The organism is Brachybacterium saurashtrense, assembly GCF_003355475.1.
Taxonomy (GTDB): domain Bacteria; phylum Actinomycetota; class Actinomycetes; order Actinomycetales; family Dermabacteraceae; genus Brachybacterium; species Brachybacterium saurashtrense.
Genome location: NZ_CP031356.1, coordinates 3,496,718 through 3,516,474 on the forward strand (window position 1 = coordinate 3,496,718; position 19,757 = coordinate 3,516,474).

Genomic DNA, 19,757 nt, shown 5'->3' on the forward strand with positions numbered 1-19,757 from the left:
GTGTCGCCGCATTTACAGCACCCCCGGGAAGGCCTACACTCGATCTCAGGACGCCAGCCCCCACGGGGATCGGCGGCCCGACGGCCGAGGGGACGCCACCATGGATCTCCTGATACTCTTCCGAGTGCAAAGCCGTTGAAAATTTTATAGATGTGCCGTTCCCCAAGACCCCCCTCAAGGGGAGCGGCCGGACGGGCACCATGCCAGGTTCCCCCACCTTCGGCAGCCCGTCCAGCCTGTTCGCCCGCACCCACCCCTGACGGACGACAGGCCTGACGAGCGGTCCGTGAGCCCCCGACACTGTCGGCTGAGAGCTCCGGGCCGCTCGTCCTGTTCCGGGGCCTTCCGCGCCCCGCCGCCCGACCGCGGCGGCGGGGCGCGGCCCGGCTCAGGAGAGGATGGCGACGTCGCTGCCGGGATCCAGGCGGTAGCCCGCCCCGCGCACCGTCGAGATCAGCCGACGGTAGCGGCCCAGCTTCGTGCGCACCCGGCGCACGTGCACGTCCACCGTGCGCTCACCGGTCTCCTCGGGGGACTCGGCCCACACGGTCTCCATGAGCTCGGTGCGGGAGACGGTCTGCCGGGCGCTGCGGGCCAGCTGCGCCAGCAGCTCGAACTCCTTGTACGTGAAGTCCACGTCCTGCCCGTCGATCCGCACCCGGCGGCCGAACAGGTCGATCACCAGGGCGTCGGCGGGGGCGGCCGACGGGCTCGACGGGCTCACCGCGGTGGCCTGCAGCGCGCGGCGGCGCGCCGCCTCCGCGTCCCGGCGGGCGGGCGAGTTGGGGGAGACCACGCCGGTGCGGCGGGGGCGCAGGGGGCTCACCGCCGCGGCGCCCTGGCCGCGGGGCGGCAGGGTGCGGGCGGTGGACCGGCCGGCGGCGGCGAAGGTGTTGGGGCTGTGCACCGAGACGGTGGTGCGGCCGTCGCGGGTGGTGACCAGGCGCTGGGCCTGGGTGCGCAGCTCGTCGGCGACCAGCGCGGCCTCGACGTCCCCGGTGCCGGCGGGCAGCGTGACCGAGACGGTGATGGTGACGGCCTCCTCCGCGGGGCGCGGCCGGGGGGCGGTGCCGCCCACCCGGTACAGCGGGCGCGGGGCGGTGCGGGACTCGTGCGTGGTGGTGGGGCGATCCAGGGCGATGGTCATGATGAGCGTTCTCCGAGGTGCGGCGCAGCGACTGCGCGGCGGGCGGTGGGCCCGGGATCCCTGGGTGATCGACGCCTGCGGCGGATCCGGAGGGGTGTGCTCCCGGTGGCACCTGGAGCCCGCGCCTTCCGGCCGGCTCCTGTCAGCCGACCTCGGGGGAGTCGTGAGCGCTCAGAGGCTCGGCTGACGATGCATCATCGGCATCATCATCATGAACATCATCGCGCGCATGGCGGAGCGGACCACCCGGGGGGCGGTCTCGCGGTGCGCGGCGATCGAGGTCATGCGGACGAGAATGCCCCGTCCCGTCCCGAGGTGCAAGCGGCTGTTCACATTCCGGGACGGCGACGGGGCATCGAGAGCGGATCAGGCTCTGTGCGTCGGCTGTTCTCCTGCCGGCTCGTGCCTCGCCAGCACGTCGATCAGGCTCTGCTGTCTGGCTGATCTCCTGCCGGCTCGTGCCTCGCCAGCACGTCGATCAGGCTCTGCTGTCTGGCTGTTCTCCTGCCGGCTCGTGCCTCGCCAGCACGTCGATCAGGCTCTGCTGTCTGGCTGTTCTCCTGCCGGCTCGTGCCTCGCCAGCACGTCGATCAGTCGACGACCCCGAAGAGGCGGTCGCCCGCGTCGCCCAGGCCGGGCACGATGTAGCCCTTCTCGTCGAGCTTCTCGTCGATCGCGGCGGTCACCACGGTGAGGTCGATCGCGGGGTCCAGCTGCTCCTCGAGGGCCTTCAGCCCCTCCGGCGCGCACAGCAGGGTCACGCAGGTGATGTCCTTCGCGCCGCGCTCGTGGAGGTACTCGCAGGAGGCGATGAGGGTGTGCCCGGTGGCGAGCATCGGGTCCAGCACGAAGCACTGGCGGCCGGAGAGGTCGTCCGGCAGGCGGTTCGCGTAGGTGGTCACCTCGAGGGTCTCGTCGTTGCGCACCATGCCCAGGAAGCCCACCTCCGCGGTGGGCAGCAGGCGGGTGAGCCCGTCGAGCATGCCCAGCCCGGCCCGGAGGATCGGCACCACCATCGGCTTGGGATTCGTCAGCCGCGTGCCGGTCATCGTGGTCACCGGGGTCTCGATCTGCACGGGCGCGACCGCGACGTTGCGGGTCGCCTCGTAGGCCAGCAGGGTCACCAGCTCATCGGCGAGCTGACGGAACACGGAGGAGTGGGTGGCGCGATTGCGCAGCACCGACAGCTTGTGGGCGACGAGCGGGTGGTCGATCTCGAGAACGCGCATGGGGGGAATCTACCGGAGCGGCCCGGGCACGGACCATGCGAACGGGCCCGGGGCGCGGAAGCTCACGGCCCCGTGCGGGTGCGGCGACGGCCGGATGCGCAAGTTCGGTCGGGCGGCGCCCCCGGGCGCATGCGGATACTGGAGCCATGACCGGCACGGACCCCCTGCGGAGGCTGCTCGACGCGGTGCTCCGGGCCGACGGCGCCTCTCTCGAGGAGATGGCCGCCGACGCCCACCTCTCGCCCTTCCACTTCCAGCGCACGGTGCGGCGCCGTGCGGGGGAGAGCCCCTCGGCCATGCGCCGCCGGGTGCGGCTCGAGCAGGCCGCCTGGTCCCTGCAGCACGGCACCTCGGTGACCGATGCGGCCTTCGCCGCCGGGTACGACTCCGTGGACGGGTTCTCGCGCGCGTTCCGCCGGGCGTACGGCTGCGCCCCGTCGGACCTCCCCTCCCGCGGGGAGCGCGGTCACTGGCTGCCCGCCCCGAACGGCATCCACTTCCACTCCCCGACCGCGCTCTACATCGACGCCGGCCGGGCCCATGAGCACTCCTCCGGCGACGCGCTGATGCTCCTCGTCCAGCACGACCTCGACGACATCGACGCGCTGCTCGCCGTGGCCGCCGAGCTCCCGCAGGAGGCGCTCGGGGCGGTGCGCCTGCCCGGTAGCCGCCCGCGCGGGTTCGACGGACCGGACGAGACGCTCACCCAGGTGATGCGCCATCTCGTGGTGAGCAGGGAGCCGTGGCTGGCGAGCATCGCCGGCGAGGGGGAGCCGGACCTCCGCGGTCCCGACGACCCCGCCTCGCTCCGGGAGCGGCATCGCCTCACCGCACCGTGCTGGCTCGCGATGGTCCGGGACGTCGAGCGTCGAGGGGCCTGGCAGGACGCGATCGTGGATGCGCTGTGCGAGCCGCCCGAATCGTTCCTGCTCTCGCAGATCGTCGCCCACGAGCTCACGTTCTCGACCCACCGCCGCCAGCTCGCGCGCTGGATGCTCGCCGAGGCCGGCGCGGACCTGCGGCTGCCGCACCTGGACCCCGACCCGATCCTCTGGCACCGACGACGCACAGGAGACCAGCCATGACCCGCTACCGCTTCTACACCGCCACCTCGCTGGACGGCTTCCTCGCCGACGAGCACGACAGCCTGGACTGGCTGCTGTCCCAGCCCACGGGGGAGGAGAGCATCCTGCCCTACGACGCTTTCGTCGCCGAGGTGGGGGCGATCATCACGGGCCGCACCACCTACGACTGGGTGCTCGAGCACGACGGCACGGTGGACGGGGCCTGGGTGTACACCCAGCCCACGTTCCTGTTCACCCACCGCCCTCCGGAACCTGCCCGCGAGGGCGTCACCGCCGTCTCCGGTGATCCCGCCGCGCACCGCGCCGCGATCGAGGAGGCCGCCGACGGCAAGGACGTGTGGATCGTCGGCGGCGGCGACCTCGCCGCCGAATGCGCCCGCGCCGGCATGCTCGACGAGGTGTTCGTCTCGATCGCGCCGGTGACGCTCGGCGCAGGACGGCCGCTGATGGGAGGCCAGCTCGACCTGGAGCTGCTCGCCCACGGCACCAACGGCGCGCTCCTCGAGGCGCGGTACCGGGTGCTCGGCGCGCGGGGCTGACCGCGGCGAGGGCGGGACCGACCGGCGCCGCCGGCACCCGACGGGGCGACAGCGCGACCGGCCCGGGGCGAGAATGGGCGCATGACCGACGACGAGCTGATGGGCCTGGCCCTCGACCAGGCCCGCACCGCCGCCGACCGCGAACCGGCCGACGTCCCGATCGGCGCGGTGGTGGTGGGGGCCGACGGGGAGGTGCTCGCCCGCGCCGGCAACCGCCGCGAGGCCGACGAGGACCCCACCGCCCACGCCGAGATCCTCGCCCTGCGCGCCGCCGCCCGCGCCACCGGCCGCTGGAACCTCACCGGGACCACCCTCGCCGTCACCCTCGAGCCGTGCACGATGTGCGCCGGCGCGATCGTGCTCTCCCGCGTCCAGCGCGTCGTCGTCGGCGCCATGGACCCCAAGGCCGGCGCCGCCGGCTCCCTGTACGACCTGGTGCGCGAGCCGCGCCTGAACCATCGGGTGGAGCTCACCACCGGCGTGCGGGAGCAGGAGTGCGGCGACCTGCTGCGCGGCTTCTTCCGTGCGCGGCGGGGCGCCCGGGCGCGCTGAGGGCGGGCCGGGCCCTCGACGGCCTGCGCGCAGGGCCTCGCGCGCCGGCGCCGGGTGCGGCCCACGAGGCGCCGACCGGCCCGTGAGACCGGAGTCCCGGAGCCCGAGACACATCGTAGGGTGAGCGGGCAGTCCCGCGACGGCCCTCAGCTCGTCGCACCGACCGCCGTCCCACCGCCCGATCCCCGCACGCCCTCCGCCGGACCGCCGCCGTCGCCGCTCCGCCCGAGGGATGAGGAGCACCGATGTCCCCGCACCCCACGTCCCGGGCCGCCGCCCCGCCCGGCGCCGTCGTCGCCGAGGACGTCTCCAAGGTCTTCTTCTCCGGCACCGACCCCGTGTGGGCGCTCGAGGACTTCTCCCTGACGCTCGAGCCCGGCTCCTTCACCTGCATCGTGGGCCCCTCGGGCTGCGGGAAATCCACCTTCCTGCGCATCCTCGGCGGGCTCGAGGGGCGCACCGTCGGCACCGTGGCCATGCCGGACGAGGGGCATCGCATCCCCGCCGCCTTCGTGTTCCAGGAGCACGGCGTCTTCCCCTGGATGACGGTGCGGGACAACGTCGCGTTCGGACTGCGCATGACGGGCACCGGTGCGGCCGAGCGGCGACGCACCGCCGACGACTGGCTCTCACGGGTGCGCCTGGCCGACTTCGCGGACTCCTACCCGCACCAGCTCTCCGGCGGCATGCGCCAGCGCGTCGCGATCGCCCGCGCCTTCGCCACCGGCTCCCCGGTGCTGCTCATGGACGAGCCGCTCGGGGCGCTCGACGCCCAGACGCGCATGCTCATGCAGGAGGAGCTCATCGCGCTGTGGGAGGCGGAGCGCAAGACAGTCCTCATGGTCACGCACGACATCGACGAGGCGCTGGTCCTCTCCGATCGGGTGATCGTGATGTCCGGCCGCCCCGGCACGCTGCGCGAGGACATCACCGTGCCCTTCAACCGACCGCGCTCCTTCGAGATCGAGCGCGACCCGGAGTACGGGGCGCTGCGCTCCCGCATCTGGGAGCTGCTGCGCGAGGACGCCCGCCGCGCCGAGGAGACCGCATGAGCACCCGACCCCGCACGCGCCCGAACCCGCGGAGCGCCGTGGCCGACGACGATCGCGCGCAGCGCACCCTGACCGCCGCGCGTGCCCAGCGCGCCCGCGAGCGACGCCTGACCACCCGTGACCTGGTCCTCTCGATCGCCACCCCGATCCTCCTGCTGCTGCTGTGGGAGGTGAGCGCCCGCGCTCTGCTCATCGACCCGCGCTTCTTCCCGCCGCCCACCCGGATCCTCGCCGCCGCCGGCGAGATGCTGCGCACCGGCGAGCTGTGGGAGCACACCGCCCCCACCCTCATGCGCCTCCTCGTCGGCGGTGGGCTCGGTGCGCTCGTGGGCATCGGCGTGGGCCTGCTGATGGGCTCCTCCCGGGCGCTGAACGCCGCGCTCGGCCCCCTCTTCTCGGCGCTCTACCCGCTGCCGAAGATCGCGATCTTCCCCATCCTGCTGATGATCTTCGGCCCCACCGAGCTGCCCAAGATCATCGCCGTGTTCATCACGACGTTCTTCATCATGCAGATCAACACCGTCTCCGGCGTCTGGGCGATCGACCGCAAGCTTCTCGAGGCCGGGACCGCCTACGGCGCGAAGGGGCTGGCCCGCTTCCGCTTCGTGGTCCTGCCCGGGGCGATGCCCTTCGTGTTCTCCGGCCTCCGCACCGCCACCGGCACCGCCGTCGTGGTGGTCACCGCGGTCGAGTTCACCGGCGCCACCACCACGGGCCTCGGCTATCTGATCTGGAACTCCTGGCAGCTGTTCATCCCCGAGAAGCTGTACGTGGGACTGGTGGTCATCGGCCTGATCGGCGCCGTGGTCACCACCGTCCTCAGCCGCTCCGAGAAGCTGCTGCTGCCCTGGCGCCGTGAGCGCTGACCCCTCCCTCGACACAAGGACACCCATGCGACGTCGCACCCTGCTCTCCCTCGCCCCCGCCGCCGCGCTCGGCGGCGCCCTCGCCGCCTGCGGGCCCGCCGTCACCGGGGAGGACCCCGGCGACGGCGCCGCCTCCGGCACCGTGCGCGTGGGCCACCTGCCTTCCTCGCTGTTCGCCCCGCTGTACGTCGCGGACGCGAAGGGATTCTTCGCCGACGCCGGGATCACCGTCGAGCTCACCCCGCTGAAGTCCGGTCAGGACGGCATCCCGATGCTCGCGAACGACCAGCTCGACGTGATGATCGCCGGCTTCAGCGCCGGCATGTTCAACGCTCTCGACCAGGGCCTCGCGTTCAAGGTCGTCGGCTCCATGGGCATCTCGCCCGGGGACCCCGAGAACTCGCCCACCGCCCTCGAGGTGAGCCAGGAGCTGATCGACAGCAGCGAGGTCACCACCATCGCAGACCTCGCGGGCCGCACCATCGGCGTCGCCGGCGGCGCCGGGGCGACCGGCAGCTACCTCCTCGCGGCGATGCTGGAGGAGGACGGTCTGACCCTGAACGACGTCGAGATCTCCAACCTCTCCACCCCGGATCAGGAGCCCGCCCTGACCAACGGCTCGATCGATGCGGCGACCCCGTCGGCCCCCTTCTCCACCGCGATGGAGGAGGCAGGGGTGGCCTCCCCGCTCGCCGTCCCGGCCGAGGGCACCACCGGCACCGGGGTGCTCTACTCGGAGACCTTCCTCGAGGCCGAGCTCGCCCAGCCCTTCTTCACCGCCCTGGCGCAGGGGTCCCGGGAGCTCGCGGCCGATGGCGAGCAGAGCGACGAGGTGTACCAGATCCTCGCCGACACCCTCGGGCAGGAGATCGAGGTGCTGAAGTCCGCCCCGATGTACTCCTACCTCCCGGATCTCGCTCCCCAGCCCGATCAGCTCGAGGCCATGCAGTCGGTGTGGCTCGAGTCCGGGCAGATCACCTACTCCGAGCCGCTGGACGTGGCAGGCGTGGTCGAGGCCCGCTTCGCCGAGGGCGCCACGGCCTGAGGAGGCGCACGATGGCCGGCTCCGCTCCCCGCCCACCCACCCGCCGCCGCGACGCGGCGCTGCTGCGCTGGACCAGACTGCCCGGGGTCGCCGCCGGCGTGCTCGGCACCCTCGCCGGAGGCGTGCTGGTGGTGATCGCGGCCCTGGTGGTGCTGATCGCCCTCTGAGAGCGCGGCGCCGTGCCGCGCCCACGGGGCAGGGCGGTGAGGTGTCGGCGGCGCGTGAGCGCTCAGATCCAGCCCTGGCGGCGCGCGATCGCGACCGCCTCGTGTCGGTTCGCGGCCTGCAGCTTCGCCTGGGCGCTGGAGAGATAGTTGCGCACGGTGCCCTCGGCGAGGTGCGCGCGGCGCGCGATCTGCTCGATCGCCGCGCCGTCGGCCGCGAACTCGAGCACGTCGGCCTCGCGCGGCGTGAGCGGGGAGTCGCCCGAGGAGATCGTCTCCGCCGCGAGCTCGGGATCGATCGCGCGCCGCCCCGCGGCCACCGCGCGCACCGCCGCGGCCAGCTGGTCCGCGCCGGTGGTCTTCGGCAGGAATCCCAGCACGCCCTGCGCGAGCGCCCGCTTGAGGTAGCCGGGCCGGGCGTGCGAGGTGAGGATCAGGCAGCGCGTGGCGGGGGAGAGCTCCGCGATCCGGGCGGCGAGCTCGAGGCCGTCGCCGTCGGGCAGCTGCAGGTCCAGCACCGCGACATCGGGCTGCTCGGCCTCGGCCAGGCGCGCACCGTCCGCGACCGTCGCCGCCTCGCCGCGCACCTCCAGATCGGAGTCGAGGGAGAGCATCGTGGCGAGCGCGGAGCGGATCAGGTTCTCGTCGTCGACGAGGATCACGCGCAGCGTGGCGGGGGAGTCGGAGGTCATCGGGTCCCTTCCGGGGCATCGAAGCGGACATCGAGGGTGAAGACGCCGCCCTGGCGGCGCACGTCGAGCGAGGAACCGGCGCCCAGGCGCTCGCGCATCCCGGTCAGCCCACTGCCCTCGGCCACCGTGTCATCGCCCGGTGCTCCGTCGTTGACCAGCGTGAGACCGCCGGCGCCCAGCGTGATGGTGATGGTCGAGGGGTCGGCGTGGCGCAGGATGTTGGTGCCGCCCTCCCGCAGCACCCAGGCGGCGGTGTCGCGGTGCTGGGCCGGGACGTCGTCGGCGTCGCCGTGCACGGTGACCCCGGCGCGGGCCGAGCGCAGCAGGGAGGCGGTGCCCTGCAGCTCGGTCGCCAGATCTGCCTCGCGGTAGCCGCGCACCAGGGCGCGGATCTCGGCGAGGGAGGCGCGGGCGATCTGTGCGACCTCACGCCCGTGCTCGACGGCGCGGGAGTCCTCCCGCTCGGCGAGCTGGGCGACCAGTTCGGCCTTCACCGCGATCACCGACAGGTCCCGCCCGGTGACGTCGTGCAGATCGCGGGCGAAGCGCAGGCGCTCTTCGGCCACGGCGAGCCGGGCCTGCGCGTCGCGGGCGTCGTCGAGCTCGCGCACCATCGCGGCCAGCCACAGGGACAGGCGGATGCTCAGCACGAGACCGGCGACGAGCGCGCCGACGGCGATGGCCTCGGTGCCGGAGTGCCCGAGCAGCGCCGCGATCATCCCGGTCGCAACGGCGCCGACGGCACCGACCTCCCATCGCCACCGGACGATCGCCGACGCGATCAGCAGGGAGAGCGAGATCAGCAGCACCTCATCCCCGTCGTCGCCGATCAGCTGCATGATCGCGAGGACCACGGTCAGCAGGGCGGTCGCAGCGAGGGTCCAGTCGGACGGGAGCCGCCCCACGTGCGGCAGGTCCCAGCGATCCCGGTCGGCCGGCAGCTCCGCCCGCGACCACCCGGCCAGGGCACGGTGACCGGACCAGGCGCTCAGGGCGATCTGCGCGATCAGCACCGCGGTGGCGGCGGGATGGAGCACCAGCAGCTCGGGCACCCTCGTGTCCAGCAGCAGCGCCACGCCCAGCGGGATCAGCACGATCAGCACGACGACGGACCACGCCGTGTAGGCGTAGAACACGCTCCACTGCCGCCCGGTGCTGGTCTCCACGACTGTCCTCTCCTCGGCGCTCGACGGGTCGACGACCTGGTGCGAAGCGTATCCGCTCACACGATGGCGGTCAGGAACAGGCTGCCGAAGACGCCGAAGAGGATGCCCCAGGCGATGATCGAGATGCCCATCCAGAGGTAGACCCGCCGCTTCGCGGCGCCGAGGGCGACCAGGGTGGGGGCGGTGATCTGCGAAGGGACGAGGAGCGGGCCCAGCATGCTCACCCCCGGCACCCCGTACTTCTCCAGGGCGGTGGCGATCTTCGCCCGGAAACGGGAGGGCTTCTCCGTCGTCGAGGAGCGACCGCGGGTGACGGCGTCCCGCGTGCGACCCGCGAGGCCGATCAGGACGAAGGTGGCCAGGACGTTGCCGGCCACGGCGGCAGGTACGGCGAGAAGGGGGTGGATGCCGAGCGTGGTGCCCAGGAAGCTGCCGAAGTAGCTCTCGATGAAGGGGAGCGCGCCGACGGGGACGAGCGCGAGGACCTGCTGCCACGGTGCGAGGTCGGAGACGAGCGAATGGAGCTGGACGAGGAGGTCCTGGAGCATGAGATGTCCTTCCGTGGTGGTGAGGGCTCCACTGTCGACTGTGCGGGCCTCGGCCGGTAGAGCGGCCTCTCACCTGGTCCGATGGAGAGCTCACGGGCGATCCGTGAGGAATGTCAGGGGCCTCGGGTGCATCGTGGACCCGAGTGCTGCCGTCGGTCAGCCTCGCGGCTCCCAGCGGAAGTGCTGGGCGACGAACCAGATGCCCAGCACGAGCCAGCCGAGCAGGATCGCGGACTGGCGCGCGACGAACGTCCACACCTCGGCGCCGGTGACAGCGGCGCCGTCGGCGTCGATCCCCAGCCAGCCCAGGCGCACCAGCTCGGTGATCGGGGCGGAGGGCACCAGGCCGATCAGGCGCACGAACCAGTCGGGCATGATCTCCAGCGGCAGCGCGGCGCCGGCGCCGATCACCAGCACGGCCATCAGCGGCAGGCAGGTCACCTGGGCGGCCTCCACGGTGCGGGTGATGTTGGCGGTCATCAGCGCCAGCGGCACCATCACCACGGCGCCGAGCCCCAGCCCCACCACGAGCACGAGCGGGTTCTGCGGCAGCGGCAGCTCCAGCAGCGGGATCGAGAGCGCGCTCATCACCAGGATCATCGCGGTGGCGATCAGCAGGGCGGGCACCGCCGTGGCGCCCAGCACCGCCGCATCCGAGGACTCCCCGGTGCGCAGCCGCTTCAGCACCAGGTCCTGGCGCCGGGCCACGTAGGCGGAGAGCAGGTTGTAGTAGACGATGAACAGCAGGGCGATGACGAACATGGTGCCCAGCCCGGCGGCGAGCGTCTCCGGGGTCCCGCCCTGGCGGGCGAGCGGCAGGTACAGGAACGGCACGGCGAGCGGCATCAGCAGCGCGGTGACGAGCTGCATGCGGTTGCGCAGCAGCAGGGTCAGCTCCGCGCGGGCGAGGCCCAGCACGCGGGGCGCCCGACGGGCGGGGGTGGCGGCGACGGTGGTCATCTCAGGCTCCGATCGTGGTGGGCTGGTGGGCAGTCCCCGCCTGCGGGGCGGTCCCCGACGGCGCGGTCTCGGCCCCGCCGCCGGCGATCTCGAGGAACACGGACTCGAGGCTCGCGGCGCGGGCGTCGAGCCCGTCCAGCGCGAGGCCGTGCTCCCGGGACCAGGTGAGCAGGGTGTACAGGTCGGCGCTGAGATCCGTGGTGCGGATGTCGAGCCGGCCGTCGCGCCCGGTGCGCGCGCTGCCGACGAGGGCCGGCAGGGCGGGGGCGTGCTCGGGGACCGCGACGCGGATCCGCGAGGGGTGCCCGGCGACCACGTCGGCCACCGTGCCCTCGCGCACCACCCGGCCGCGATGCATGATCGCGAGCCTGTCGGCGAGGGACTCCGCCTCGTCGAGGTAGTGGGTGGTGAGCACGATGGTGGTGCCGCGGGCCTTGAGCGTCGAGATCAGCTCCCAGGCCCGTGCCCGGGACTCCGGGTCCAGGCCGGTGGTGGGCTCGTCGAGGAACAGCAGCTCGGGATCGCCCGCGATCGCGCAGGCCAGGTCCAGCCGCCGCACCTCGCCGCCGGAGAGGGAGGAGATGCGGGTGCCGGCTCGCGAGGTCAGATCGACCTCCTCGAGCACCTCGGCGACGGGGCGCGGCGTGGTGAGCGTCGCCGTCCACATGCGCAGCGCCTCGGTGGCGGTGAGATCCGCGGGGAAGCCGCCGGTCTGCAGCATCAGCCCCTGGCGGGGTCGCACCCGACGGCGCTCCCGGTACGGGTCGTGGCCGAACACGCTCACGCTGCCGCCGGTGGGGCGGGCGAGGCCCTCGAGCACCTCGAGCGTGGAGGTCTTCCCGGCGCCGTTGGTGCCCAGCAGGCCGAACAGCTCGCCGCGGTGGATCTCCAGGTCGAGGGAGTCCACGGCGAGGTGGGAGTCGCCGCCGCGCCCGTAGCGGCGCGAGAGCGCCTCGGCGCGGAGGATGGGAACGGGGGTGGTGGTCATGTCAGCGCTCACCTCGCAGGGAGGCGGCGTAGCCGCGGGTGCGGAACCCGACGATCAGCCGGCCGCTCATGAACAGGGTCACCAGGGAGAGCATCACGGCGGCGACGACCGCCTCGGGACGGAGCACGAGCACGAGCAGGCCGATGAGGGCGATGTTCGCGACCAGGGCGAACAGCTCACGCCCCAGCGTGTCCGCGGGGGAGGCGGCGAGGAGGTCCATGAGGACGCTGCGCTCGCCGGTGGGAGAACGGTCGCCGGTGGAGGAACGGTCGGCGGAGGGGGCGGTCGAGGGGGTGGAAGGGCTCGTCGTGGTCATGGCTCCACCCTCGCGGCCCGCGGAGCCCGACGGCAGGGCGTGGCATCACCGGTGCCCGTGGATCCGCCACGGGTGGGCCATGAGAAATGTCAGACGCCTCGACGTGACCCCCTCCACACCCGTTCGTGCAGGTCTGTGAGGTGTGTTTCGGCGTGTGACGGAATGCTTCGGGAGCGGGCGCCCCCGGTGGTTGAATCCTCGCGTGATCACTCTCGACCGCCTCACGAAGGTCTTCCCCGCGCCCGGCGGAGGAGACCCCGTCGTCGCGCTCGACGGCATCGACCTCCATCTCGATCCGGGACGGATCCACGGGATCGTGGGCCGCTCCGGCGCCGGCAAGTCCACCCTGATCCGCTGCCTCACCGGCCTCGAGAAGCCCTCCTCGGGGCGCGTCGAGGTGGACGGCACCGATGTGGCCGCGCTCGACGGCGCGGCGCTGCGCGCCGCCCGCCGCCACATCGGGATGGTGTTCCAGCACGCGAACCTCCTCGACTCCCGCACCGCCGCCCAGAACATCGCCCACCCGCTCGAGATCGCCGGGGTGCCCCGCGCCGAGCGGGAGCGCCGCGTCGCCGAGCTGGTGGAGCTCGTGGGCCTCACCGGGCGCGAGCACAACCACCCCGCCCAGCTCTCCGGCGGCCAGATCCAGCGCGTGGGCATCGCCCGCGGCCTCGCGGCGGAGCCGAAGGTGTTGCTGTGCGACGAGCCCACCAGCGCCCTCGACGGCGGCACCACCCGGCAGATCCTGGGCCTGCTGCGCGACCTGCGCGCCCGCCTGGGGATCACCGTCGTGATCATCACCCACGAGATGGCGGTGGTGCGCGAGGTGTGCGACACCGTGACCCTGCTCCAGGACGGCCGGATCACCCAGACCGGTGACCTGCTCGACGTCGCCGCGGATCCGCACGGACCCCTCAGCGCCGAGCTGATCCCGCTGCCGCCGGCACCCACCGGCATCGACGCGCTGGTGGTCAACTGCGACTACGGCGACTCCGAGCGCTTCCGCACCAGCGAGGACCTGATCCGCCTCGCCGAGGAGTACCAGGCCGAGGCCACGCTCGTGGCCGGCACCATCGAGACCATCGGCGGCCGTCAGGTGGGGCGGGTGCAGCTCGCGCTGCGCAACCGCTCCGGCGCCGCCATCAGCCGCGAGGGCCTCACCGCCTTCCTCGCCGAGCTCGACGCGGCCGGCGTGGTCGCACGGGAGGTGACCGCATGATCGAGACGCTGCAGGAGTGGCTCGCGAACCCGCTGCTGACCCGCTGGGACGGCGGACCCTGGCAGGCCACCGTTGTCACCCTCTACATGACCGCCGTGACCATGCTGCTCACCGTGCTGCTGGGCCTCCCGCTGGGCGTGGCGCTGTTCGAGACCGCGAGCTCCACCAGCCCGCTGGTGCGCCGCCTCAACCAGGTCACCGGCTTCGTGGTCAACGTGCTGCGCTCCTTCCCCTTCTTCATCCTGATCATCGCGCTGATCCCGATCACCTCGGCGCTCACCGGACGCTCCACCGGCCCGAACGCCGCGATGATCGCGCTCACGGTCGCCGCGGTGCCCTTCGCCGCCCGCCTGTTCGAGCTGAACCTGCGGGAGATCCCGGCGGGGAAGATCGAGGCGGTGCGGATGATGGGCGCCAGCCGCTGGCAGGTGATCCGCCAGGTGCTGATCCCCGAGGCGCTGCCCGGGCTGATCGGCTCGATCACCACCACCACGATCGCCGTGATCGGGTACACCGCGATGGCGGGCTCCGTGAACTCCGGCGGCCTCGGCCAGCTGGCCTACAACCGCGGCTACACCGGCTATCAGACCGAGATCATCATCGTGACCGTGCTGCTGCTGATCGCGATCGTGATTCTCGTGCAGCTGCTCGGCGACCGCCTCTCCCGCGCGGTGGACCACCGCGCCCGCACCGCCTGACCCGTCGCGGAGCGCGCCCCGTCACCGCACACGCGCCCCGCGGACCCCGCCCCGGAGCCCCGGCTCCGCCCGACCCCGCCCCCTCACCCCGAAGGACGTTTCCATGAGCACCCTCTCCCGCCGCACCCTGTTCGCCTCCGGCGCCGGCCTCGCCGCGCTCTCCCTCGCCGCCTGCGGCGGCGAGGAGCCGCTGGTCGAGGAGGGCGGCGTGACCACCATCCGTGTGGCCGCCACCCCGCTGCCCCACATGGAGATCCTCACCTTCGTGAGTGACAACCTCGCCGCCGACGCGGGCATCGCGCTGGACCTGCAGGAGCAGACCGAGTACCCGATCCCGAACCGCCTGCTCTCCGAGGGCGAGGTGGACGCGAACTTCTTCCAGCACCTGCCCTACCTGGAGACCGAGATCGCCGAGAACGGCTACGAGCTCACCCCCTTCGCCGGCGTGCACATCGAGCCGCTCGGCATCTTCTCCGAGTCGCTGACCAGCCTCGACGAGATCGAGGACGGCGCCGCCGTGGGCATCCCGAACGATCCCACCAACCGCGGCCGCGCCCTCGCGCTGCTCGCCGACCAGGGCCTGCTGGCCCTCTCCGACGGGATCGAGCCCACCGAGGCCACCCCCGACGACATCGCCGAGAACCCCGCGAACCTCGACTTCCAGGAGATCGACGCCGCCCTGCTGCCGCGCACCCTGGGCGACTACGCCATCGCCGTGATCAACGGCAACTACGCCCTGGAGGCCGATCTCAGCCCCGCCGAGGACGCCCTGGCCCTCGAGTCCGGTGAGGACAACCCCTACGCGAACATGCTGGTGGTGCGCACCGAGGACGAGGACAACGAGGCGCTGCGCTCCCTCGACGAGCTGCTGCACTCCGAGGACGTGCGCCAGTTCATCGAGGAGAACTACTCCGGGGCCGTCATCCCCGCCTTCTGAGCCGGCACCCCGCGGACGCCGCGCCCGCCCCACCACGGGGAGGGCGCGGCGTCCGCGCATCCGGGGGTTCGTGCAGGGTGCTCAGCGCAGCGCCGTCGCGCCCAACTGGTCCAGCAGCCACGCGAGCTCGTCGGCCCGCTGCTCCCACTTGCGGTAGCGGCCCGAGCGCCCGCCGTGCCCGGCGACCATCTCGCAGCGGAACACGATCGGCCGCTCCGCCTGGTCCGAGGTGACCGTCTCGCGCAGGCGCGCCACCCACTTCGCCGGCTCCACGAAGAACACGCGGGTGTCGTTCAACGAGGTGGAGGCGAAGATCGCCGGGTACTCGACCGCGCGCACGTTCTCGTACGGGGTGTACCCCTTCATGTACTCGTACACCTCGGGATCGTGCAGCGGATCGCCCCACTCCTCCCACTCGCCCACGGTCAGCGGCAGCGACGGATCCAGGATCGTGGTGAGCGCGTCCACGAAGGGCACCCCGGCGATGATCGCCCGGAACCGCTCCGGGGCCAGGTTCACGACCGCGCCCATCAGCAGCCCGCCCGCGCTGCGCCCCTCCGCCCCCAGCCGTGCGGGGTCCACGAGCCCGGTCGCGCCCAGATGCTCGGCGGCGGCGACGAAGTCGCTGAAGGAGTTCGTCTTCTCGCCCAGCTTCCCGTGCTCGTACCAGTCGCGGCCCATCTCGCCGCCGCCGCGCACATGCGCGATCGCGATGACGACGCCGCGGTCCAGCAGCGAGAGCCGGGTGGGCACGAACGACGGGTCGATCGAGACCTCGTAGGAGCCGTAGCCGTAGAGGTACCCGGGCGCGGTGCCGTCGGCCGGGACGTCCTTCCGGGCGACCACGCTGAGCGGGATCGCGGTGCCGTCGGCCGCACGCGCCCACTCGCGCCGCTCCGTGTACAGCGAGGGGTCGTAATGCGGCACCGGGGTGACGCGCAGGATCGTGCTCTCGCCGGTGGCGAGATCCCGCTCGGCGACTGTGGGCGGCGTGAGCATGCTGGTGAGCTGGTACCGGATCGCTCGCTGGTCCCAGTTCGGGTTGGCGTCCAGCTCCACGGTGTCCAGCTCGCCGCCGTGGGTGACGACCGCGGCACGCTCCACGCGCAGCGAGCCGTCCTCCGCCCGGGGGATCAGCCGCACGCTCGCGAGACCGCCGCTGCGCAGCTCGAGCGCGACCACCTCGGCGAAGGCCTCGACCGCCAGCAGCCGCTCGCCCTCGCCCGCGATCAGCAGCTCCTCCCACTGACTGGGCGCGTCCAGCGGCGCCTGCGCGAGCGCGAAGCCGCGGTGGCCGTCGTTGTGCACCACCAGCAGGCGGTCCCCGGCATGCTCCACGGCGTAGTCCACCCCGTCGCGCCGCCCGCCGGCGGGGGCGGGGGCCGAGGTCGGCTCCGCGAGGTCCAGCAGCCACGCCTCCGTGGTGGTGGTGGAGCCGGACTGGATCACGAGGGTGGAGCCGTCGCGGGAGCGGTCGAACCCGATCATGAAGCGCTCATCCGGCTCCTCGATCACGAGCTGGTCCTCGCTCATGGAGGTGCCGATCCGGTGCCGCCAGATCTGGTGCTGCCGCCACGCGTCGTCCACCCGGGCGTAGAACAGCCACTGCTGATCGGCGGAGAAGGCGAGGCCGTAGCCGGCGCCGGTCACCGCCTCGTCGAGCACCTCGCCGGAGGCGATCTCGGTGATGCGCAGGGTGAACCGCTCGTCGCCGGCGGTGTCCACGGCGACGGCGAACAGCGTGTGGTCCGGGGAGGGGGCGAGGCCGCCCAGGGAGTAGAACTCGTGCCCGGCCGCCTCCGCCTGCGCGTCCAGCAGCATCTGCTCGCCCTCGAGCATCACGCCCGGCTCCACCTGCGGCATCGCGCCGGCATCGGCGACGCGGGTGAACGCCGGGTAGTCGTCCCCGGCGGTGGTGCGGGTGAGGTACCACCACTCCCCGCGGCGCACCGGCACGGAGAGGTCCGTCTCCTGGGTGTGGCCCACGAACTCCTCCACCAGCGCCTCGCGCAGCGGGGCGAGGTGCGCGGTGCGGGCGTCGGCGTAGGCGTTCTCCGCCTCGAGGTGCGCGATCACCTCGGGGTCGGTCTTGTCCCGCATCCACTCGTAGGGGTCCACCACGGTGTCGCCGTGGAAGGTCCTCTCCGTGGGGCGGCGGGCGGGGAGCGGGGCGGCGGGCGTCGTCTCGCGCAGGGAGTTCGAGGTCATCCCCCGAGCGTAGCGGCGCCCAGCTGGTCGAGGACCCAGGCGGTGCCCTCGGCGCGAGGATCGGCCGCGCCGGGCAGGGACTCGTGCACCCGCAGCAGGATCGGGCGCTCGGCGGAGTCGGCGGTGGTGTGGTGGCGCAGCTGCGCGATCCAGATCGCCGCGCACGCCGGCGGCGCCTCGGCGCCCTCGAGCGCCGTCCAGGCGTACACCGCCGGGTAGGGCGCGGGGTGGACGTTCTCGGCCGGGGTGCAGGCCCGCAGGCTGCGGTAGGTCCCCGCATCGGCCGCAGGATCGCCCCACTCCTCCCACTCCTCGAGCGTGAGCATCACGTCCGGATCGAGGAGGGTCTCCAGCGGATCCGTCAGCGGCATGCCGGCCAGGAGCGCGCGGAACCTCTCCGGCGCCCTGTTCGCGGCGGCGCCGAGCAGCAGGGCGCCGGGGCCCTCGCCCGCCGCGCCCAGCCGGTCGGCGGCAGCCCATCCCTCGGCCACCAGGTGGTCCGCGCAGGCCAGGAGGTCGCCCACCGCCGTCTCGCGGTGCCGGCGCCGTCCCTGGCGGTGCCAGTCGGGCCCGTTCTCGCCGCCGCCGCGCACGTGGGCGACGGCGATCACCAGGCCGCGGTCGGCGAGGCCCAGCAGCTCCGGTCGCAGCTCGGGGTCCAGCGACTGCCCGAAGCCGCCGCGCACGTGGAGCAGGGCGGGGGCGGTGCCGTCCCGCGGCACGTCGCGGCGCGCCAGGAGCGAGAGCGGGATCCGTGCGCCGTCCGGCGCGGTGGCCCACAGACGCTGCTCGACGTACCGCTCGGGGTGATGGCCGGGCACGTCGGTCCGTCCCAGCACGAGGCACTCCGCGGTGGCGATCTCGTGCTCGAGGAGCGTGGGCGGCGTGGTGAGGCTCTCCAGCCGGCAGCGGATCCCCGCGGCGTGCCAGTCCGGCGTCGGCTCGAGGGTCACGGCGTCCAGCGGGCCGCCGCGGCCCACCGTCTGCACCGCGTCGAGGACGAGGTCGCCCCCGACGGTGCGCGGCACCACCCGCACCGCGGGCCGGGCGCCGGAGCGGAGCTCCAGCGCGACGGCGCCCGCGAACGCCTCCACGGCGACGAGGTGCTCCCCGTCCTCGGCGGTGAGCAGGGGGCGGAGGTCGGCGAGCACGTCCGTGGAGTCCAGCGGGGCCTCGCCCAGCACGGCACGGCCGGTGCCCTCGTCCTCGTGCAGCACCAGCAGCCGGTCTCCGGCGTGCTCGATCGCGGGGACCGCTCCGGTGATGGGACCGGTGAGGGTGCGCGGCGGCGCGGCGGGGTCGGCGAGGTCCACCAGCCAGGTCTCGCCGCGGGTCGGGCCGGCGGAGCTCAGCAGCGCGGCCGCGCCGTCGCGGCTGCGCGACAGCGTGACCTCCGCCCAGTGGTCGGGCTCCTCGAGCAGGATCACGTCCTCGCTCGCCGGTGCCCCGAGCCGGTGGAGACGCACCTGGTGCGGGCGGCCCAGATCGTCGAGCCGGGTGTGCAGCAGGAAGCGTGAGTCCGCGGTGAACACCAGCTCCGGCCCGGCGCCGTGGAGCGCCTCGTCGAGCACCTCGCCCGTCGCGGCGTCGGTGACGACCACCCGGCACCCGCCCCGGGCGGCCTCCGCGCGGGCCAGCAGGCGGTGGTCGGGGGAGGGGACCACGCCGAGCACCCCCGTGCAGTCCGCGACCAGGATCTCCTCGCCGGGCAGCGGCCGCCCGGGCACGACCCGGGGGACCCCGGAGTCGCCGCGGACGCCGGCGCCGTCGCGCACCCGGGAGACGGTGCTGCCGTCGAGCGGATCCGAGCGGTCGATGTACCACCAGTCGTCCAGCAGCACCGGGACGGAGAGCGGCAGCGCCGCGGCGGCGTCCGGCAGCGCCACGCTCAGGGCGCGGCGCAGGGGCCCGAGGGAGGAGGTGCGGGAGTCCGTGTACGCGTTCTCGGCCACGAGATGAGCACGCACCTCGGCGCTGCGGGCGTCGCGCATCCAGCGGTAGGGGAGCTCGGCCGTGTCCCCGAAGAGGGTCCGCTCCACGGGCCGACGGGCAGGGCGGGGCGCCGCGGCGAGGTCTTTGTCGGCGCTAGGACGTGCGATCTGCCTGAGCGGGGTGATGTGCTGGATCATGGTGACTGCTGTCCTCTCGGATCGTCCGGTCCGTCGGTGTTCGCGAGATCGCGCCGGTGCCGGTGCAGAGTCGGGGAGGAGAGGAACGCGGTGTCGGCGCGACTCTGCGCCGTGGACGACCCTGTGGTGTTCACCGTGGTCTTCCCCCTTTCCCCTCCATCGCACCCAGTGGGGTGAGATGGGACACGCACGCTACCGTGGCCGTTTCAGCGGTTTG

The 19,757-nt window shown here is 73.4% G+C and carries 20 protein-coding genes; 10 read left to right on the top strand and 10 right to left on the bottom strand.

The genetic code is table 11. The features are described from left to right. Window positions 1-388 precede the first annotated feature (388 nt). A complete protein-coding gene (locus tag DWV08_RS15690) occupies window positions 389-1,147 on the bottom strand; it encodes a winged helix-turn-helix domain-containing protein (protein WP_115414663.1) in 759 nt (252 codons plus the stop codon). Window positions 1,148-1,737: 590 nt separating this feature from the next. Continuing rightward, window positions 1,738-2,376 (bottom strand): uracil phosphoribosyltransferase, encoded by a 639-nt coding sequence (upp, locus tag DWV08_RS15695; RefSeq protein ID WP_115414664.1) that lies wholly within the window; start codon window positions 2,374-2,376, stop codon window positions 1,738-1,740. Window positions 2,377-2,522: 146 nt separating this feature from the next. Between upp and DWV08_RS15700 the strand changes: the two genes are divergently transcribed. From DWV08_RS15700 to DWV08_RS16850, 7 genes are all read left to right on the top strand, one after another. Beyond that, complete coding sequence (locus DWV08_RS15700) at window positions 2,523-3,461, top strand: helix-turn-helix transcriptional regulator (RefSeq protein ID WP_115414665.1); 939 nt, start codon at window positions 2,523-2,525, stop codon at window positions 3,459-3,461. Then, window positions 3,458-4,000, top strand: a complete 543-nt coding sequence (locus DWV08_RS15705) for a dihydrofolate reductase family protein (protein ID WP_115414666.1) — start codon at window positions 3,458-3,460, stop codon at window positions 3,998-4,000. Before DWV08_RS15700 ends, DWV08_RS15705 begins: the two co-directional genes overlap by 4 nt. Before the next feature lie 81 nt (window positions 4,001-4,081). Then, window positions 4,082-4,552, top strand: coding sequence for a tRNA adenosine(34) deaminase TadA (gene tadA / locus DWV08_RS15710; protein WP_115414667.1), 471 nt, complete (start codon window positions 4,082-4,084; stop codon window positions 4,550-4,552). 245 nt (window positions 4,553-4,797) lie between these two features. Next, window positions 4,798-5,604 carry an ABC transporter ATP-binding protein gene (locus DWV08_RS15715; protein WP_115414668.1) on the top strand — a complete coding sequence of 269 codons (807 nt, stop codon included), beginning with the start codon at window positions 4,798-4,800 and terminating at the stop codon, window positions 5,602-5,604. Then, window positions 5,601-6,470 (top strand): ABC transporter permease, encoded by an 870-nt coding sequence (locus DWV08_RS15720; protein WP_115414669.1) that lies wholly within the window; start codon window positions 5,601-5,603, stop codon window positions 6,468-6,470. Before DWV08_RS15715 ends, DWV08_RS15720 begins: the two co-directional genes overlap by 4 nt. A gap of 25 nt (window positions 6,471-6,495) precedes the next feature. Further along, window positions 6,496-7,515, top strand: coding sequence for an ABC transporter substrate-binding protein (locus DWV08_RS15725; RefSeq protein ID WP_115414670.1), 1,020 nt, complete (start codon window positions 6,496-6,498; stop codon window positions 7,513-7,515). An 11-nt stretch (window positions 7,516-7,526) separates the two neighbouring features. Further along, window positions 7,527-7,682: a hypothetical protein gene (locus DWV08_RS16850; RefSeq protein WP_162801599.1), complete on the top strand. Its 156-nt coding sequence runs from the start codon at window positions 7,527-7,529 to the stop codon at window positions 7,680-7,682. Between the two features lie 62 nt (window positions 7,683-7,744). Here the strand turns inward: DWV08_RS16850 and DWV08_RS15730 are convergent, their stop codons facing one another. The 6 genes from DWV08_RS15730 to DWV08_RS15755 form a co-directional block, all read right to left on the bottom strand. Then, window positions 7,745-8,371, bottom strand: coding sequence for a response regulator transcription factor (locus tag DWV08_RS15730; protein ID WP_115414671.1), 627 nt, complete (start codon window positions 8,369-8,371; stop codon window positions 7,745-7,747). Next, window positions 8,368-9,537 carry a sensor histidine kinase gene (locus tag DWV08_RS15735; protein WP_115414672.1) on the bottom strand — a complete coding sequence of 390 codons (1,170 nt, stop codon included), beginning with the start codon at window positions 9,535-9,537 and terminating at the stop codon, window positions 8,368-8,370. The genes DWV08_RS15730 and DWV08_RS15735 overlap by 4 nt, the downstream gene beginning before the upstream one ends. Window positions 9,538-9,593: 56 nt before the next feature. Next, complete coding sequence (locus DWV08_RS15740; protein ID WP_115414673.1) at window positions 9,594-10,085, bottom strand: hypothetical protein; 492 nt, start codon at window positions 10,083-10,085, stop codon at window positions 9,594-9,596. Window positions 10,086-10,241: 156 nt separating this feature from the next. Next, entirely contained in the window at window positions 10,242-11,045 is an 804-nt protein-coding gene (locus DWV08_RS15745) for an ABC transporter permease (protein ID WP_115414674.1), read from the bottom strand. Window position 11,046: 1 nt separating this feature from the next. Beyond that, window positions 11,047-12,033 carry an ABC transporter ATP-binding protein gene (locus DWV08_RS15750; RefSeq protein WP_115414675.1) on the bottom strand — a complete coding sequence of 329 codons (987 nt, stop codon included), beginning with the start codon at window positions 12,031-12,033 and terminating at the stop codon, window positions 11,047-11,049. Between the two features lies 1 nt (window position 12,034). Further along, window positions 12,035-12,349, bottom strand: a complete 315-nt coding sequence (locus DWV08_RS15755) for a hypothetical protein (RefSeq protein WP_115414676.1) — start codon at window positions 12,347-12,349, stop codon at window positions 12,035-12,037. Between the two features lie 202 nt (window positions 12,350-12,551). Here DWV08_RS15755 and DWV08_RS15760 point away from each other — a divergent pair, with 202 nt between their 5' ends. From DWV08_RS15760 to DWV08_RS15770, 3 genes are all read left to right on the top strand, one after another. Further along, complete coding sequence (locus DWV08_RS15760) at window positions 12,552-13,568, top strand: methionine ABC transporter ATP-binding protein (protein WP_162801600.1); 1,017 nt, start codon at window positions 12,552-12,554, stop codon at window positions 13,566-13,568. Then, complete coding sequence (locus DWV08_RS15765; protein WP_115414678.1) at window positions 13,565-14,266, top strand: methionine ABC transporter permease; 702 nt, start codon at window positions 13,565-13,567, stop codon at window positions 14,264-14,266. The genes DWV08_RS15760 and DWV08_RS15765 overlap by 4 nt, the downstream gene beginning before the upstream one ends. A gap of 103 nt (window positions 14,267-14,369) precedes the next feature. Next, window positions 14,370-15,203 carry a MetQ/NlpA family ABC transporter substrate-binding protein gene (locus tag DWV08_RS15770; RefSeq protein WP_115414679.1) on the top strand — a complete coding sequence of 278 codons (834 nt, stop codon included), beginning with the start codon at window positions 14,370-14,372 and terminating at the stop codon, window positions 15,201-15,203. 81 nt (window positions 15,204-15,284) lie between these two features. Here the strand turns inward: DWV08_RS15770 and DWV08_RS15775 are convergent, their stop codons facing one another. After that, complete coding sequence (locus tag DWV08_RS15775) at window positions 15,285-17,411, bottom strand: S9 family peptidase (protein ID WP_115414680.1); 2,127 nt, start codon at window positions 17,409-17,411, stop codon at window positions 15,285-15,287. Next, window positions 17,408-19,540, bottom strand: coding sequence for a prolyl oligopeptidase family serine peptidase (locus DWV08_RS15780; protein WP_115414681.1), 2,133 nt, complete (start codon window positions 19,538-19,540; stop codon window positions 17,408-17,410). Before DWV08_RS15780 ends, DWV08_RS15775 begins: the two co-directional genes overlap by 4 nt. Window positions 19,541-19,757: the final 217 nt, after the last annotated feature.